Raw genomic sequence first — 16,286 nt, 5'->3', positions numbered from 1 at the left:
AATGGATCACAAGCTTTAAAACCCATTGCTGCGTAAATTGTATGTGCGTGCTATGGTACATACATTCGTGAATGTATGTAAATCGCACCCCCTCGAAAAAACAACCCTATGGCACGAAAAACCAAACAGCAAGCCGAAGAGACCCGGCAACATATTCTGGATGCCGCAGTGCGGGAATTCTCCGCGCATGGTGTTTCCGGCACCTCTCTTACTGATATTGCTGTCGCCGCGGGCGTAACCCGAGGCGCTATTTACTGGCACTTCAAAAACAAGGTAGACCTGTTTAACGAAGTTTGGGAGTCATCAGAGTCTAAAATTGATCAGCTCGAGTTAGAGTATCAGGCAAAATATCCCGATAATCCACTCCGTATATTGCGTGAAATCCTTATTTATATTCTGGTTTCCACCCGCGAGGACCGCCGACGTCGTGCTTTGATGGAGATTGTATTCCATAAGTGTGAGTTTGTCGGTGAAATGACCTCTGTCCATGACGCGCGTAAAGTCCTTGATTTAGCTAGTTATGAGCGAATTGAACTGGCTTTGCAAGGCTGTATTTCGGCCAATCAATTACCAGCAAATCTTGATACGCGTCGTGCTGCGATTATCATGAGAGCCTATATTACCGGCTTGATGGAAAATTGGCTTTATATGCCAGAAAGTTTTGATATAAAACAAGAAGCTCCGGTATTAATCGATGCCTACCTGGAAATGCTGAACTATAGTCTTTCATTACGCAAAGAGGCTAATAGCAAGCTATCGGATTAACTGGAAGGAAAGTGATATGAATACAAATATGAGTGAAAAGATGAGTTCGCTGGTTGTGATTGCCAATGGTGCCGCTTATGGTCATGAATCTTTATTCAATGCGCTGCGTTTATCTATTACTTTAAAAGAACAGCAAGTTTGCCTGGATTTGCGCCTATTCCTGATGTCGGATGCGGTAATTGCCGGTTTGAAGGGGCAGCAGCCACGCGAAGGTTATAATTTACAGCAAATGCTGGAAATTCTGACTGCCCAGAATGTGCCAGTTAAATTGTGCAAAACCTGTGCCGATGCCCGTGGCGTGAGTGGGTTAACATTGGTTGAGGGTGTAGAGATTGGTACGCTGGTGGAGCTTGCTCAATGGACTCTGGCGGCAGATAAGGTTTTGACGTTCTAAACCATTAGAGGCTTACTGTGATTTCGTTTACTCATCAACTGATATTGCTAGTTGTTACATCCTCTTCAATCACAAGTGCGTAACGGCCCGCATTCTTACAGCCATTCATGCTCTGAAAGACTTTTCTTATTATGGCCCGAGACTGAACGTGATAGGATTTCAGCCTCTCTGTTGAAATGAAGTTCAAATATGAACAGCAGATTTCATGCACAATCTTCTTTAGTCCTGTATTCACGCTTTTCATTGCCATTGACCGCGTCATCGGGCGTATTTTTATTACGCCAGTGGATGATGGTTACCATGCTTATAATTAGTTTGATTTGCATGTCGTCGGTATTTGCGGCGGGAATCAATATTGATGTTCCGACCCGCAATGAAGTGATGAGTCAGTTAGATGCGTTATCCAAACAAAAAATATTGTCGCCAGCGGAAAAGCTGTCGCAGCAGGATCTCACCAAGACGTTAGAGTACCTTGATACCATTGAACGCACCCGTCAGGAAGCCAATCAGCTTAAACAACAATTAGCACAAGCTCCGGTGAAGCTACGTCAGGCCACTGAGGGGTTGGATGCACTTAAGAATAGTTCAGCAGATACATTAACGCGTGAGTCACTGGCAAACTATTCTCTGCGCCAATTAGAGTCGCGTTTGAATGAAACCCTGGACGATTTGCAATCCGCTCAGGAAGACCTCTCAGCCTACAATAGCCAATTGATCTCTCTACAAACTCAGCCCGAACGGGTGCAGAGTGCGATGTATAACGCATCTATGCGTTTAATGCAGATTCGCAATCAACTGAATGGATTGTCCCCAAACCCGGAGGTTTTACGTCCTAGCCAGCAACAAGAGCTGTTAACTGAGCAGGTAATGCTCAATGCGCAACTGGATTTACAACGTAAAAACCTGGAAGCCAATACCACGTTACAAGATTTACTGCAAAAACAGCGGGATTACACCACCGCTCACATTAACCAACTGGAGCGTTATATTCAGTTGCTGCAAGAGGTTGTCAGTGGTAAGCGGTTGATTCTTTCGGAAAAAACAGCCAAAGAAGCTCAGGTGCCGAATGATGCCACCGATATCCAGAATGACCCGCTCGTCAGCCGTGAATTGGCGATTAACAAAGAGTTGAGCCAACGGCTAATTAACGCCACGAAAGAAGGTAACACACTGGTTCAACAGAATATCAGAGTAAAAAACTGGCTGGATCGTGCGCTGCAATCTGAGCGGAATCTCAAAGAGCAAATCACGGTATTGCGCGGCAGTTTGCTGCTATCACGTATTCTGTACCAGCAGCAGCTAAACTTACCCGCCTCCGGTTTGATTACCAATATGGGGCCGCGCATTGCTGATTTGCGGCTAGAGCAATTTGAAATTAATCAGCAGCGCGACCAGCTATTCCAGGGGGATGATTACATCCAAACCCTGATTAATGAGAGCAAAGAAAAGATTAACTCAGACGTAGAAGATGCACTGGGGCAGATTGTTGACATTCGTCGTGAGCTGCTGGATCAACTCAATAAACAGCTAGGTAACCAACTGACACTGGCAATTAATCTGCAAATTAACCAGCAACAGCTACTGAGTGTTAATGAATCGCTACAACACACGCTAACACAGCAGATTTTTTGGGTTAGCAGCAATAAACCGATGGATTGGTCCTGGCTGAAAGCATTGCCAGGTGCTCTCAAAGCCGAACTGAGCAGCTTCAACTTTACTCTGTCACTGGGTGATGTTTTGACTGGCCTCATTAATTCGCTGGTTTTCCTGATACCAATGCTACTTGTAGCTGGGGTAATCCGCTCCCGTTATGGTGTCATTAATAAGCATCTGAACCGGTTGGCCGCCGATGTCGGGCAATTAAAACACGACAGCCAAATGCACACCCCAAATGCTATTCTGCTGACCTTGCTGAAAGTTTTACCCGGCTCATTAGTTATATTAGGTATTGGTTACTGGTGTCTGCGCTCTGACTTCAATCTCAGCGAATTATTTTGGAGCTTCTTCCAGCGTTTGGCGCTGTTCTGGCTGGTATTCGATCTGACTTATCGCATGTTGTCCCCCGGCGGGATTACTGAACGGCACTTTATGATAGCGGTTGACCGCTGCGCGCATTATCGCCGTCAGATGGTGCGCTTAGGGGGGGCGTTACTGCCCGTGATATTCTGGTCTGCATTGGGTGATAAAAGCCCGCTACGATTGGTTGATGATGTTATCGGGCAGGTCGTGATTGTTATTGCCTTGGCATTATTAGCGTTATTTGTCTACCCATTCTGCCGTGATAGCTGGCGCGAGAAAGACTCCCATGCGGTGCGGTTAGTCATTGTTACCGCAGTGGCTACCACACCCATTATATTGATAGGTTTAATGGTAGCAGGGTATTTCTATACGACGTTACAACTTGCAGGGCGTTGGATAGATAGCCTGTACTTATTATTCCTATGGAATATTGTTTATCTGACGGCAATCCGTGGCTTAGGTGTTGCAGCGCGGCGTTTGGCTTATCGTCGAGCGATTGCCCGAAGGCAAAGTTTGGCAAAAGAGGGGGCTGAAGGTAGCGAACCCGTAGAAGAACCCCCATTGGCACTGGATCAAATTAACCAGCAGTCATTGCGTTTGACCACCTTGGCGCTGTTCGTGATTTTCGCCACCTGTTTCTACTGGATCTGGGCCGATCTGATTACGGTTATCTCTTATCTGGATAGTATCTCTTTATGGCATTACAGCACCACAGTTGCTGGCGCGGGCGTCACGCAGGCGGTGACGTTGGGCAATATGCTAGTGGCTCTGATGGCGTTGGTCGTTGCTTACATTTTGACGCGCAACCTGCCCGGCTTGCTTGAGGTCGTGGTACTGTCACGTCTACAACTGCGACAGGGCACTTCATATGCCATCACCACTATCCTAACTTACCTTATTACCGCCATCGGCGGGATAACTGCGCTGAGTTCACTGGGTGTATCGTGGGATAAATTGCAGTGGCTGGTTGCTGCGCTGTCGGTCGGTTTAGGGTTCGGCTTGCAGGAAATCTTTGCCAACTTTGTCTCGGGCTTGATTATTCTATTTGAACGTCCAGTTCGTATCGGCGACACCATCACCATTGGTACCTTCTCGGGCAATGTCAGTAAAATACGTATTCGGGCGACGACAATCACCGATTTTGACCGCAAAGAAGTGATTATCCCGAATAAAGCATTTGTCACAGAGCGCCTGATTAACTGGTCACTGTCCGATACCATCACCCGAATAATTATTAAAGTGGGGGTTGCGTACGGTTCTGATTTGGAAAAAGTAAAAGAGATACTTCTGCAGGCCGCTCATGAAAACCATCGTGTCATGACAGATCCTGAGCCTCAGGTGTTCTTCCTTAACTTTGGAGCCAGCACTCTGGATCACGAGCTGCGTTTGTATGTGCGGGAATTACGCGATCGCAGTTATACGGTAGACGAATTGAATCGTGCAATTGATAAATTATGCCGTGAAAATGACATCAATATCGCATTCAATCAGTTGGAAGTGTATCTGCATAAGGCGGATGGCACCGAGGTACAAGAAGTGAGTCGCCCGCTTGATGCTAAAGGCTTACCTGTACCGCAATCTGGTTTAGGTGATACTAAACCAGACTTACCGGATATCAACAAGCCACTGGCTTGATAACATAACTTATCAGGCTCGACTCTTTTTCGTCAGCCTGATAAGTATTAAACGCGTAGTCGGAATATTCAATCTGAGATTTTATGACCGAGCTTACGTTGATAATCAAGTTGCACGATTGCCAACGCGGCCAATGCAGTTTCCGGCGCGATTTCATTGCATTCGAGCAGATAGATAAGATCTACTGCCAGTTGCAATTCTGGTGAAGCTTGTTCAACTGACATAAGGTAGCCAACATTTTTAATCTTCAGTTAATAGGGAAGTCATACAGCAGATTGCTATCTGGCTTCAATCGATTCATAAATATTATAGAGAACAAATCGATGCCGGAACCCTATCAATTCAAAAAATGTGACAAATATTCAAAAACCGTTCTCTTTTCGTTCAATACTGCGCTCTATTTTGATTAATGCCTGGCGGCAGCGCATCAAGCGGCCCTCCAGTGCGGCCAGCTCTTTTTGGATTTTTTGCTGTTCGGATAACAGACTCTGTTTACCCAGTTGGCTCTCTCTATCGTGGATCATTACCAGAATTCGCCGCTCATAATCTTGATGCTCAGCCAGCTTGTGGTAAGGGTCCATCTTGGTATCGCGGGGTTCAGGATTGGATTTTCGCAGCTTTTGTGTGGCAAGTTCTCTTTGTAGCGCAGAAATTTGGGCGACCAGTTTTTCCGCCAGGAACGCAACCTGCTGTGTACGGCTTTGTGCAACAACCTGTTTCAGTTGCGTCATGTTTTTGCGAACTTCCTGTAGGTAATCGCGAAAACGGTTACCATGATTACCAAACAGATTCAGGTCAAAGCGTGCCTGTTGTGAAGGGGCATTGGCCTGCGGAGCGATTTGTGTCGACAGTGCTTCGATCTGGCTTTCAAGCACCTGCAATAACTTTTCTGTACTCATGGCGCTTCTCCTGAACGTTTGCCGCTAGCTTGCCTATGAACTGCGGGGGTTACAAGCGGTCTGACAGGTATATAAAAGGGGATGAACCCAGTTGTAGTCATAATGGCAATAATATCTGTTGAAGGTCAGCAACGCATACGTTAATGATAACGCCATGTTGTTTAGTATTATAAAGGGAGTATATGTCTCGTTGGTTGTTAATAGCACTGGGGTGGTTAGCGGTTGTATTGGCGACCTTAGGTGTCGTGCTTCCTCTTTTACCCACAACGCCTTTTTTGTTGCTGGCGGCAGGGTGTTTTGCACGTTCTTCGCCCCGTTTTCACCATTGGCTGCTCTATCGTTCGTGGTTTGGCAGCTATATCCGAAGTTGGCAACAGCACCGTGCGTTACCTCCTGGGGCGAAATGGAAAGCAGTATTGATTACCCTGCTAACATTTTCCCTTTCACTTTGGTTAGTGAAAATTTGGTGGGTGAGAGGCATATTACTTCTGATACTAATCATATTGTTGACCTTTATGTTGCGCATACCGGTTATTGACCTGTCGCAACAAAAACGGCGCTGAGTGCTGCTCATCAGTTGCAATTTTGCGCCAGTTTGCATAGATTTGAGCGTTTTCGTGCGCGGGGTAATCCCTCGTTGTGTCCTTAGAGTTCAGGATGCAGTGATTTAAACTATCGTGGAGTCATTGATAGAGTCAATTACTTAGCCAATGCCACCTTGGTATTGGCTGCCGCGCTTTAGTATGTACAGCAGTTTTATCCAGGCACAAATTATGACCGCTACTGCAACTAATACAGCACAACAGCTTAAATATATTAAAGACAGTATCAAAACTATTCCAGATTATCCAAAAGCGGGAATACTGTTCCGTGATGTGACCAGCTTGCTGGAAGACCCATTAGCTTATGCTGCCAGCATCGAATTGCTGGTAGCGCGCTATTTGGATGCGGGCGTGACGAAAGTCGTCGGTACTGAGGCCCGTGGTTTTCTGTTCGGCGCTCCGGTTGCCTTGTCTCTGGGCGTTGGTTTTGTTCCCGTACGCAAACCCGGTAAATTACCGCGAGAAACTATCAGCGAAAGCTATGAGTTGGAATACGGCACTGACAAGCTGGAAATTCACACTGACAGCATCAAACCAGGCGATAAGGTCTTGGTTATTGATGACTTGTTAGCCACCGGTGGGACAATTGAGGCCACTGTAAAACTTATCCGTCAACTTGGCGGTGAAGTGACTGACGCGGCGTTTGTAATTAATTTACCTGAATTAGGGGGCGAAGCACGTCTAACCCAGCAAGGGATTCATTGCTACAGTTTGGTTTCATTCGACGGCCATTGATTTTATACCCAAAGAGCCAGAAGGTGCCGGTAGGCTGCAAGTGAACAACAAATCGGCTGAAAACCGATTTTAATCGCATTGATGCCAGTCGGTAGGGGGAGCCTCAAGGAGGAGGCTCATTAAACCTGATGAACCGATTCAAGTCGTCTTAATTACAACTAATTGATTCAGTTAGCGAACTCGCTAGCAACGCTACAGCCTCAAGCCCGAAGGGGAATTGAAAATATCGGCCTCGCGGTCAGTGCCGAGGCTGTGTTAGCATGACCTACTGGATTATCCAACTTCTCCGGTATTAATGAGCTATTAGTATCGTAATTAACTTTCCCCCTATGAATTTTAAATGAGAAAACCATTTTTATATTAAATCTCAACTAATTATGTTTTTTTCATGATGTCAGTTAGTCTCATGAAATCCCACTAAAAACCACTGAACCCTACATTTTACTGTAGGTCAAAATATAGGTTGCTGATTATCTGTGGTATAATATGCGTCATATAGTAGTAACAGCATATGGAGCTAACAGGTTGAAAAAACAGATGAAAATCCACTATCAACCAAAGTCATTGAAGCAATGAAGCCCGCTGACAAAGATAAAGCAGATACCGGTGAAAACCGAGGATTACGGCTTACTTGTGTGCTACTGGTGTTAAACCTTTTTCTATCGTTATACCAGTCCTCTAACCCACAAACTCACCCAAATTAAGATAGGCCACTTTCCCAACATCACCCTTGCGCAAGTTAGAGCTAAACTCCAAGACCTAAAACAAGTGAAGAATGAAGGGCGCTGTCCTACAACTGAAATCAAAGCAGCTAACCAACTTAAAGCTGATGAATATAAAAAGCAGCAGGAGCGGACTCTGGCGCTAGAGGGGCTTGTTGAACTGTATTTGACTCAACGTATTGAAGATCGAAAAGGGCCAGATGGTCGGATTATTCTTGGTTCACGTAACAAGCTAGGACAGGCTGAAATAAGACGAACTCTTCATAACGATGCCGCGGGGTAAACGAGTATTTTCTGACAAGGAACTCTCCCTCTTTCTAAGCTGGTTAACTAATTCAACCTATTTAGCGACGATCAAAAATATATTGCAGCTAACTTTATGGACAGGGTGCCGTACTGGAGAAGTCTGCAAAATGGCTTGGGGTAATATAGATTTTGATAAAAGTACAATCCACCTTAAAGAAACGAAAACAGGTGCTGAACGCTTTGTTCAACTTTCTTATCAAGCAAGGCAGTTTTTGGAAACTTTGCACTCTTCCTCTGATATCCATATTTTCCCGTCCAGAGGTGGTAAAACCCCTTTTCATCAAAAATCACTTTCATAGTCCTCATGTAGCTTATGAAGACATTACTAACACCGGGGTGTACTAATCAACGGGGAGCAGGTCACAGAAACTAATAATGATTTATTACTGCATCGCAGGGTACAAAGAATCGACAAGTCTACTTCCACAAAGTAAATTTCTGGGAATGACGATGGTCGTACTGGTACACTAAGATTCAGCCTGTAGTTATTTGGGTTAATGTGTTAGAAAACAGACCATTTAATATATGTAGGTTAAATTGTTGTTTTTTTATTGGTGATTAAATTATTCTTTATAAATCAATGATGAAGTATTAATGAGCTATCAGGTCCTTGCCCGTAAGTGGCGCCCCCAAACGTTTGCAGATGTCGTTGGTCAGGAACATGTACTGACGGCGCTGGCTAATGGCCTTTCGTTAGGGCGAATCCATCACGCCTATTTATTATCCGGTACCCGCGGTGTCGGTAAGACCACTATCGCTCGATTGTTGGCCAAAGGCCTCAATTGTGAAACTGGGATTACTGCCGCGCCATGTGGTGTTTGTGCGAATTGTCGGGAAATTGAGCAAGGCCGTTTTGTCGATTTAATCGAGATAGACGCCGCTTCACGAACGAAAGTAGAAGATACCCGTGAGCTGCTGGATAACGTGCAATATGCTCCGGCTCGTGGCCGCTTCAAAGTGTACTTGATCGATGAAGTTCACATGCTGTCGCGCCATAGTTTTAACGCATTATTGAAAACCCTTGAAGAGCCACCAGCCCATGTGAAGTTTTTGCTGGCAACGACGGACCCACAGAAATTACCGGTTACGATCCTTTCCCGCTGTTTGCAATTTCACCTCAAAGCCATTGATGTTGAACAGATTCGTGCGCTGCTCGAGAAAATTTTGCAAGCTGAGCAAATCACCAGTGATGCCCGCGCCTTACAATTACTGGCTCGGGCTGCTGATGGCAGTATGCGGGATGCGCTAAGTCTGGCGGACCAGGCTATTGCTATGGGGCAGGGGCAAATCACCACCTCGACGGTCAGCCAGATGCTGGGTTCGTTGGATGATGAACAGCCGCTGGCGATTATCGAAGCGCTGGTCAGTGCCGATGGGGCTAAGGTTATGGCACAAGTTGAGCAGGCGGCTTCACGCGGCATTGACTGGGAAAATTTATTGGTCGAAACCTTAAGTCTGCTGCATCGCATTGCGATGGTGCAATTATTGCCATCAATGCTTGATAATCATTATGCCGCCATTGAACCACGATTACGTGAGCTGGCTCGCACATTGCCCCCTGTTGATATTCAGCTCTATTATCAAACGCTGTTAATGGGGCGCAAAGAGCTGGCTTATGCTCCGGATCGCCGCATGGGGGTTGAAATGACCTTATTGCGCGCGCTGGCTTTTCATCCGAAGGCTATAATTGCTGAATCGCAGATTGTGCCTGTGAATGCTCCGGTTGCGATAACCAATAATACGACTCCCGCTCCTTCGCGTGATTCAAAGGCACAACTACCGGTGTCAGCAATAGCAGATGTACCTCCTCCACGGGGGGCGGCTGAGGTGAATGGCCAGCTACCCGATGCCACCGCGCAACTTCTTCAGGCGCGCACACAGTTACTGCGGCAATCAGGGACGACCACACCAAAAAAGAATGAGCCGGCAGCGCCAGGAAAAGCGCGGCCGGCAAACTCAGCGCTGGAGCGTTTGGCTTCAGTGACTGAGCGCAGCCAGCAGCGTCTGGCGGCCAAAATAACAGAAGAAAAGAAACCAGCGAAAAAAGAAGCCTATCGTTGGACTGCACAGAACCAGCCGGAAGCTGCGCCAGAGCCGGTAACGACGCCTAAAGCGTTGCGTTCTGCGCTGGAGCATGAAAAAACGCCAGAGTTGTCCGCTAAGTTAGCTGAAGAGTCTATGGCACGAGACCCGTGGGCGGCAGAGATTGATAAATTACAAATTCCTAAATTGGTGCAGCAGCTTGCTCTGAATGCATTTAAACAAGAAATAGAACCGGGTAATATTTGTCTTCACCTGCGTTCTGCTCAGCGTCATTTAAATTCGCCGTCAGCTCAAAAAGCGCTGAGTGATGCGTTGAGTGAATTACACGGTAGCACGGTTACACTGAGCGTCGTGGAAGACGATAATCTGGCGGAACGTACCCCGCTGGAATGGCGGCAGGCTATTTATGAAGAAAAACTGGCGCAAGCGCGTCAGTCAATTATTGCGGATAATAACATTCAGACACTGCGTCGTTTCTTTGATGCAGAACTGGATGAAGAGAGTATCCGGCCAGTTTAATCGCTGCGATAAGTGCATGGTGCACTGACGCGGCCCCTTGCGATGAGAGATGACTATGTTTGGTAAAGGCGGTATTGGCAATTTAATGAAACAAGCCCAGCAGATGCAGGAAAAAATGCAGCAGATGCAGGAAGAAGTCGCCAAATTGGAAGTTACCGGTGAATCTGGCGCGGGCTTGGTAAAAGTAACCATCAATGGGGCGCACAACTGCCGCCGGGTTGAAATTGACCCAAGTCTGTTGGTTGAAGACGATAAAGAAATGCTGGAAGACTTGATTGCTGCCGCATTAAACGATGCTGCTCGTCGCATCGACGAAACGCAAAAAGAAAAAATGGCGTCTGTATCCAGTGGTATGCAGTTACCACCAGGCTTTAAGATGCCGTTCTGATGCAAACCAGCCCTCTCCTTGAATCATTAATGGAGGCGTTGCGCTGCTTGCCGGGCGTTGGCCCGAAATCAGCGCAACGTATGGCCTTCCAATTGCTACAGCGTGATCGTAGTGGCGGAATGCGTCTGGCGCAGGCATTGACTCAGGCAATGTCTGAAATCGGTCACTGTGCTGATTGCCGCACTTTTACCGAGCAAGACCGTTGTACTATCTGCTCTAATCCGCGTCGTCAGCAAAATGGCCAAATCTGTGTGGTCGAAAGCCCGGCAGATATCCATGCTGTAGAACAAACTGGCCAGTTCAGTGGGCGCTACTTTGTGCTGATGGGGCATTTATCACCGATGGACGGTATTGGCCCCGGTGATATCGGTTTGGACTTGCTGGAAGAGCGTCTCTCTACAGAGACGATCACTGAAGTTATTCTGGCAACTAACCCGACAGTGGAAGGGGACGCGACCGCCAACTATATTGGTCAGATGTGTGGTCAGTATGGCGCATTAGCCAGCCGTATCGCTCATGGCGTACCGGTAGGCGGTGAGCTGGAAATGGTCGATGGTACGACACTGTCGCACTCACTGGCCGGACGTCATCCCATTAAGTATTGATACCATTCTCTACCGTGGGCGGTGGCCTTGTTATTGATTAGCTTACGAATAAATTTATTCGGGATAACAAGTCAATCGCCCTCGATTCTCTATTTTTTCTGTGTGTAGACTTGAAACCTTCATCCATTGGCCCCATCTGATCCTCATTGTTCGACTTTATCTACCTATCGATAATTTGGATTGAGGTAATTAATGAGTATGAAAGGTCAAGAAACCCGTGGATTCCAGTCTGAAGTAAAGCAACTTCTCCATTTGATGATTCACTCGCTTTATTCTAATAAAGAAATCTTCCTGCGCGAGCTGATCTCCAATGCCTCGGATGCTGCGGACAAACTGCGTTTCCGTGCGTTATCTAACCCGGAATTGTTCGAAGGTGATGGTGAGCTGAGAGTGCGTTTATCTTTTGATAAAGAGAAACGCACGTTGACCCTGAGTGATAACGGCATCGGTATGAACCGTGATGAAGTCATCGATAACTTAGGTACTATCGCCAAATCAGGTACTAAAGCATTTCTTGAATCTATTGGTTCCGATCAAGCTAAAGATAGCCAGTTGATCGGCCAGTTTGGTGTGGGCTTCTACTCGGCGTTTATCGTGGCAGATAAAGTCACGGTGCGTACCCGCGCCGCGGGTGCTCCAGCCGATGCCGGTGTGTTCTGGGAGTCGCAAGGCGAGGGTGATTACACCATCGCGGATATTACCAAAGAAGAACGTGGCACAGAAATTACGCTTCACTTGCGTGAGGGTGAAGATGAGTATCTGGATGACTGGCGTCTGCGTTCAGTTATCAGCAAGTATTCAGACCATATTGCGCTGCCGGTTGAAATCCAAAGTAAAAATGAAGAAGATGGCACCGTTACTTGGGAAAAAATCAACAAAGCGCAGGCTCTGTGGACTCGCGGTAAAGCAGATATCACTGACGATGAATACAAAGCATTCTACAAACACATTGCTCATGACTTTACCGACCCGCTGAGTTGGAGCCACAACCGCGTTGAGGGTAAACAGGAATATACCAGCTTGCTGTATATCCCGGCACAGGCACCGTGGGATATGTGGAATCGCGACCACAAGCATGGCTTGAAACTTTATGTGCAGCGCGTGTTTATTATGGACGACGCTGAACAGTTCATGCCGAATTATCTGCGTTTTATTCGTGGCCTGATCGATTCCAACGACCTGCCGTTGAACGTATCGCGTGAGATCCTGCAAGACAGCCGTGTGACTCAGAACCTGCGCAGTGCGCTGACCAAGCGCGTACTGCAAATGCTGGAAAAACTGGCTAAAGATGATGCTGAGAAATATCAGCAGTTCTGGCAGCAGTTCGGTATGGCGCTGAAAGAAGGCCCGGCGGAGGATGGTAGTAATAAAGAAACCATCGCCAAATTATTGCGCTTCGCGTCGACCCATACTGACAGTTCAGCACAGACCGTCTCGCTGGAAGATTACGTTAGCCGTATGACCGAAGGGCAGGAGAAGATTTATTATATCACTGCCGATAGCTATGCCGCCGCGAAGAGCAGCCCGCACCTGGAACTGTTCCGCAAAAAAGGCATTGAGGTCTTGCTGCTATCTGATCGTATAGATGAGTGGATGATGAGCTATCTAACTGAGTTTGATGGTAAATCCCTTCAGTCAGTCAGCAAAGCAGACGACTCGCTGAATAAGCTGGCAGATGAAGAGCGCCCAGAGCAGCAAGAAGCTGATAAGGCATTGGAACCGTTCGTTGAGCGTGTGAAAACTCTGCTGGGTGAGCGCGTGAAAGATGTGCGTCTGACACATCGCCTGACAGATACCCCGGCGATTGTGACCACTGATTCTGATGAAATGAGCACTCAGATGGCTAAACTGTTTGCTGCTGCAGGGCAGCAAGCGCCGGAAGTGAAGTATATCTTCGAACTGAACCCGGAGCACAGTTTGGTTAAGCGCGCAGCAGATGTCACTGATGACACTCAATTTGCTGAATGGGTCGAACTACTACTGGATCAGTCACTGTTAGCTGAACGGGGAACGTTAGATGATCCCAATCAGTTTATCCGTCGAATGAATCAGTTGTTAACGGCATAATGCCTCATACAATGCCCCTGATTAATGTCTTATCAGGGGCGTTTTTTTTGATAGATGCTTGAGTTGACGCCCTATTTCACTCTGTTTTCTCCGCAGTAATCTTGCCAACTGGCCTCACGCGCCTTGAGCCAACCCCCCTGAAAATGGTATGGTTGCTTGTTTTCCACAATTTCGATTTGTTTAAGTAAAAACACATAGAAAAACTACATAGCAAGGGGATTTACGCAATGCGTATCATTCTGCTGGGCGCTCCGGGCGCTGGTAAGGGTACTCAGGCTCAATTCATCATGGAGAAATACGGTATTCCGCAAATCTCTACTGGTGATATGTTGCGCGCCGCTGTAAAAGCTGGTTCTGAGTTAGGTCTGAAAGCGAAAGAGATTATGGATGCTGGCAAGCTGGTTACTGACGAGCTGGTTATCGCATTGGTAAAAGAGCGTATCACACAGGATGATTGCCGTGACGGTTTCCTGTTAGACGGGTTCCCACGTACCATTCCTCAAGCTGATGCCATGAAAGAAGCCGGTATCAAGGTTGATTATGTGCTGGAGTTTGATGTTCCGGACGAACTGATTATTGAGCGTATCGTTGGCCGTAGGGTACATGCTGCTTCTGGTCGGGTTTATCACGTTAAATTTAACCCGCCTAAAGTTGCAGATAAAGATGATGCTACCGGTGAAGAACTGACAATCCGTAAGGATGACCAAGAAGACACGGTGCGTAAGCGTCTGGTTGAATATCATCAACAAACTGCTCCTTTGGTTTCTTACTATCGTAAAGAAGCTGATGCTGGCAATACACAGTATTTTAAGCTGGATGGAACCCGTAAAGTGCCAGAAGTTAGTGCAGAATTAGCGACTATTCTCGGTTAATCCTGGATGCTAAAATAGAAAGGCGGCCTAGGGTCGCCTTTCTATTTTACAGATATTAGCTAAGGTGTATTCGTTAGCTCGAATAATCGGCGTAGCATATACAATAAGGACATCTGGCATGATTCAAAGCAAACTCGGTGTACTGATGGTCAATCTGGGCACACCGGATGCTCCGACTGCACAGGCGGTCAAACGTTATCTGACTGAGTTTCTGAGTGATCGCCGGGTGGTTGATACCTCACCGTGGCTGTGGTGGCCCTTGTTACGCGGTGTAATTCTTCCTATTCGATCTCCTCGTGTAGCAAAGCTCTATCAATCTGTCTGGATGGAAGAGGGGTCACCACTGCTGGTTTATAGCCGCCGCCAGCAAAAAGCCTTGGCAGCACGTATGCCCGAAATCCCAGTAGAGTTGGGGATGAGTTATGGTTCGCCAAATCTGCCTGATGCCATTGATAAACTGTTGTCACAAGGTGTCACCAAGCTGGTGGTTTTGCCGCTTTACCCACAATACTCCTGTTCAACCAGTGCTGCGGTTTGGGATGCTGTTGCTCGCATATTGAAGGGCTATCGCCGTTTGCCTTCAGTTACATTTATCCGTGATTATGCAGAACATCCAAGCTATATCTCAGCATTAAAACAAAGCGTCGAACGCTCTTTTGAACAGCATGGCAAACCCGATCGATTAGTCCTATCATTCCACGGGATACCAAAACGCTATGCGAAACTAGGTGATGACTATCCGCAACGTTGTGAAGATACTAGCCGCGCTTTACGTGCTGAAATAGCATTACCGGCTGAGAAAATCATGATGACATATCAATCTCGCTTTGGTCGTGAACCGTGGTTAACTCCCTATACCGATGAAACCTTAAAAAGCTTGCCCTCTCAAGGGGTTAAGCATATTCAGTTGATGTGTCCTGGTTTTTCTGCCGATTGCCTGGAAACGTTGGAAGAGATCAAAGAACAAAATCGCGAGATTTTCTTACATGCAGGGGGTGAAAAGTTCGAATACATCCCTGCTTTGAACGATGATGAAGGGCATATTGATCTTTTAGAACAGCTAGTTATAGAAAAATCACCATGTTAGTGGCTAAATAACCTTAGGATGGCTATATTCATATCGATCAAAATAATTACATATGTATTAAATTGCACTAATTTAATGGTCCTACTGACGGCTTTTAAATTATTTCAATCAGAAAATACCGAAACAATATTCACATGATGATAACTTACTTGCATTGTGAAATATCAGAAAATAATATGTTTCACATTTCTCTTGTAATGCTAGGTTATATGTAAGAAAATTAGCTAAAATATTATCGAACAACATGCTTTGACATTAGCTAAAAGCGGTGAGAATTTAATAGTTTTGGTCGGTAGAAATACAGTCTAAATGTGGCATGTGTGTAATGTTACTAATTTGGGTATCATATATCAGTGTATTGGTTACTGTAAGCCAAGGGCGGTAGCGTATTTTTTACCTAACACTTCATGTAACCAATTGATTTTAAATGGTAATTTTCGCTTGATGATTAGTCTAGTGAACTCTTTAGTTGGCTATATATTAAGTTTCACATATGTCATGTATTAATACATGACATATGTGAAATAGCTGAGTTTTGATTTATGTTATTTTAAGTTAATACTCTAGCAATTAGGGGTTTAATTTGAAAGTGCAGTGTTAGCAATAATTTTAGATACTGTTATTAGTT

Annotated in this window: 15 protein-coding genes and 1 other annotated feature; of the genes, 13 read left to right on the top strand and 2 right to left on the bottom strand. The window is 46.1% G+C overall.

Annotated features, from left to right (window positions below; genetic code table 11):
* Positions 1–108: 108 nt before the first annotated feature.
* The 3 genes from acrR (at position 109) to mscK (ending at position 4,813) form a co-directional block, all read left to right on the top strand.
* A complete protein-coding gene (acrR, locus tag YALDO0001_RS11475) occupies positions 109–765 on the top strand; it encodes a multidrug efflux transporter transcriptional repressor AcrR (protein ID WP_004703309.1) in 657 nt (218 codons plus the stop codon).
* 40 nt (positions 766–805) lie between these two features.
* On the top strand, positions 806–1,159 hold the full coding sequence (locus YALDO0001_RS11470) for a DsrE/DsrF/TusD sulfur relay family protein (protein WP_042839892.1): 354 nt from the start codon (positions 806–808) through the stop codon (positions 1,157–1,159).
* Positions 1,160–1,348: 189 nt separating this feature from the next.
* Positions 1,349–4,813: a mechanosensitive channel MscK gene (gene mscK / locus YALDO0001_RS11465; protein WP_004703305.1), complete on the top strand. Its 3,465-nt coding sequence runs from the start codon at positions 1,349–1,351 to the stop codon at positions 4,811–4,813.
* Positions 4,814–4,881: 68 nt separating this feature from the next.
* Here the strand turns inward: mscK and rsmS are convergent, their stop codons facing one another.
* Both rsmS and priC read right to left on the bottom strand, forming a co-directional pair.
* Positions 4,882–5,037: a pleiotropic regulatory protein RsmS gene (gene rsmS / locus YALDO0001_RS11460; RefSeq protein ID WP_004703304.1), complete on the bottom strand. Its 156-nt coding sequence runs from the start codon at positions 5,035–5,037 to the stop codon at positions 4,882–4,884.
* Positions 5,038–5,175: 138 nt separating this feature from the next.
* Positions 5,176–5,712 carry a primosomal replication protein PriC gene (gene priC / locus YALDO0001_RS11455; RefSeq protein ID WP_004703302.1) on the bottom strand — a complete coding sequence of 179 codons (537 nt, stop codon included), beginning with the start codon at positions 5,710–5,712 and terminating at the stop codon, positions 5,176–5,178.
* Between the two features lie 182 nt (positions 5,713–5,894).
* On the opposite strand from priC, the gene YALDO0001_RS11450 reads away from it, so the two are divergent.
* The 10 genes from YALDO0001_RS11450 (at position 5,895) to hemH (ending at position 15,658) form a co-directional block, all read left to right on the top strand.
* The gene (locus YALDO0001_RS11450) at positions 5,895–6,275 is read left to right on the top strand and encodes a DUF454 family protein (protein WP_042546616.1); all 381 of its coding nucleotides are present in this window, start codon (positions 5,895–5,897) and stop codon (positions 6,273–6,275) included.
* A 210-nt stretch (positions 6,276–6,485) separates the two neighbouring features.
* Positions 6,486–7,049 carry an adenine phosphoribosyltransferase gene (apt, locus tag YALDO0001_RS11445; RefSeq protein ID WP_042548534.1) on the top strand — a complete coding sequence of 188 codons (564 nt, stop codon included), beginning with the start codon at positions 6,486–6,488 and terminating at the stop codon, positions 7,047–7,049.
* Positions 7,050–7,817: 768 nt separating this feature from the next.
* On the top strand, positions 7,818–8,054 hold the full coding sequence (locus YALDO0001_RS21955; RefSeq protein ID WP_004703296.1) for a hypothetical protein: 237 nt from the start codon (positions 7,818–7,820) through the stop codon (positions 8,052–8,054).
* Positions 8,041–8,376 carry a tyrosine-type recombinase/integrase gene (locus tag YALDO0001_RS21950; RefSeq protein WP_071986403.1) on the top strand — a complete coding sequence of 112 codons (336 nt, stop codon included), beginning with the start codon at positions 8,041–8,043 and terminating at the stop codon, positions 8,374–8,376. Before YALDO0001_RS21955 ends, YALDO0001_RS21950 begins: the two co-directional genes overlap by 14 nt.
* 295 nt (positions 8,377–8,671) lie before the next feature.
* Positions 8,672–10,639, top strand: coding sequence for a DNA polymerase III subunit gamma/tau (gene dnaX, locus YALDO0001_RS11435; protein ID WP_004703294.1), 1,968 nt, complete (start codon positions 8,672–8,674; stop codon positions 10,637–10,639).
* Positions 9,970–10,033: a sequence feature (DnaX frameshifting element), on the top strand. (Overlaps the previous gene by 64 nt.)
* A 55-nt stretch (positions 10,640–10,694) precedes the next feature.
* Positions 10,695–11,027: a YbaB/EbfC family nucleoid-associated protein gene (locus YALDO0001_RS11430; RefSeq protein WP_004718772.1), complete on the top strand. Its 333-nt coding sequence runs from the start codon at positions 10,695–10,697 to the stop codon at positions 11,025–11,027.
* Positions 11,027–11,632, top strand: coding sequence for a recombination mediator RecR (gene recR, locus YALDO0001_RS11425; protein WP_004703292.1), 606 nt, complete (start codon positions 11,027–11,029; stop codon positions 11,630–11,632). Before YALDO0001_RS11430 ends, recR begins: the two co-directional genes overlap by 1 nt.
* Positions 11,633–11,830: 198 nt before the next feature.
* On the top strand, positions 11,831–13,699 hold the full coding sequence (gene htpG, locus YALDO0001_RS11420) for a molecular chaperone HtpG (protein ID WP_042839890.1): 1,869 nt from the start codon (positions 11,831–11,833) through the stop codon (positions 13,697–13,699).
* A 227-nt stretch (positions 13,700–13,926) separates the two neighbouring features.
* Complete coding sequence (adk, locus tag YALDO0001_RS11415) at positions 13,927–14,571, top strand: adenylate kinase (protein WP_004703286.1); 645 nt, start codon at positions 13,927–13,929, stop codon at positions 14,569–14,571.
* Between the two features lie 118 nt (positions 14,572–14,689).
* Positions 14,690–15,658 carry a ferrochelatase gene (gene hemH / locus YALDO0001_RS11410; protein ID WP_004703284.1) on the top strand — a complete coding sequence of 323 codons (969 nt, stop codon included), beginning with the start codon at positions 14,690–14,692 and terminating at the stop codon, positions 15,656–15,658.
* The last annotated feature ends 628 nt before the right edge of the window (positions 15,659–16,286 follow it).

This window comes from Yersinia aldovae ATCC 35236, from assembly GCF_000173735.1.
Taxonomy (GTDB): Bacteria; Pseudomonadota; Gammaproteobacteria; order Enterobacterales; family Enterobacteriaceae; genus Yersinia; species Yersinia aldovae.
The sequence above is the reverse complement of the archived record's forward strand: the minus strand, read 5'-3'. Positions and strand labels throughout refer to the sequence as shown.

Coding starts and splice junctions, on each gene's coding strand:
- acrR (WP_004703309.1), top strand. CDS start 109: ATGGCACGAAAAACCAAACAGCAAGCCGAAGAGACCCGGCAACATATT.
- YALDO0001_RS11470 (WP_042839892.1), top strand. CDS start 806: ATGAGTTCGCTGGTTGTGATTGCCAATGGTGCCGCTTATGGTCATGAA.
- mscK (WP_004703305.1), top strand. CDS start 1,349: ATGAACAGCAGATTTCATGCACAATCTTCTTTAGTCCTGTATTCACGC.
- rsmS (WP_004703304.1), bottom strand. CDS start 5,037: ATGTCAGTTGAACAAGCTTCACCAGAATTGCAACTGGCAGTAGATCTT.
- priC (WP_004703302.1), bottom strand. CDS start 5,712: ATGAGTACAGAAAAGTTATTGCAGGTGCTTGAAAGCCAGATCGAAGCA.
- YALDO0001_RS11450 (WP_042546616.1), top strand. CDS start 5,895: ATGTCTCGTTGGTTGTTAATAGCACTGGGGTGGTTAGCGGTTGTATTG.
- apt (WP_042548534.1), top strand. CDS start 6,486: ATGACCGCTACTGCAACTAATACAGCACAACAGCTTAAATATATTAAA.
- YALDO0001_RS21950 (WP_071986403.1), top strand. CDS start 8,041: ATGCCGCGGGGTAAACGAGTATTTTCTGACAAGGAACTCTCCCTCTTT.
- dnaX (WP_004703294.1), top strand. CDS start 8,672: ATGAGCTATCAGGTCCTTGCCCGTAAGTGGCGCCCCCAAACGTTTGCA.
- YALDO0001_RS11430 (WP_004718772.1), top strand. CDS start 10,695: ATGTTTGGTAAAGGCGGTATTGGCAATTTAATGAAACAAGCCCAGCAG.
- recR (WP_004703292.1), top strand. CDS start 11,027: ATGCAAACCAGCCCTCTCCTTGAATCATTAATGGAGGCGTTGCGCTGC.
- htpG (WP_042839890.1), top strand. CDS start 11,831: ATGAAAGGTCAAGAAACCCGTGGATTCCAGTCTGAAGTAAAGCAACTT.
- adk (WP_004703286.1), top strand. CDS start 13,927: ATGCGTATCATTCTGCTGGGCGCTCCGGGCGCTGGTAAGGGTACTCAG.
- hemH (WP_004703284.1), top strand. CDS start 14,690: ATGATTCAAAGCAAACTCGGTGTACTGATGGTCAATCTGGGCACACCG.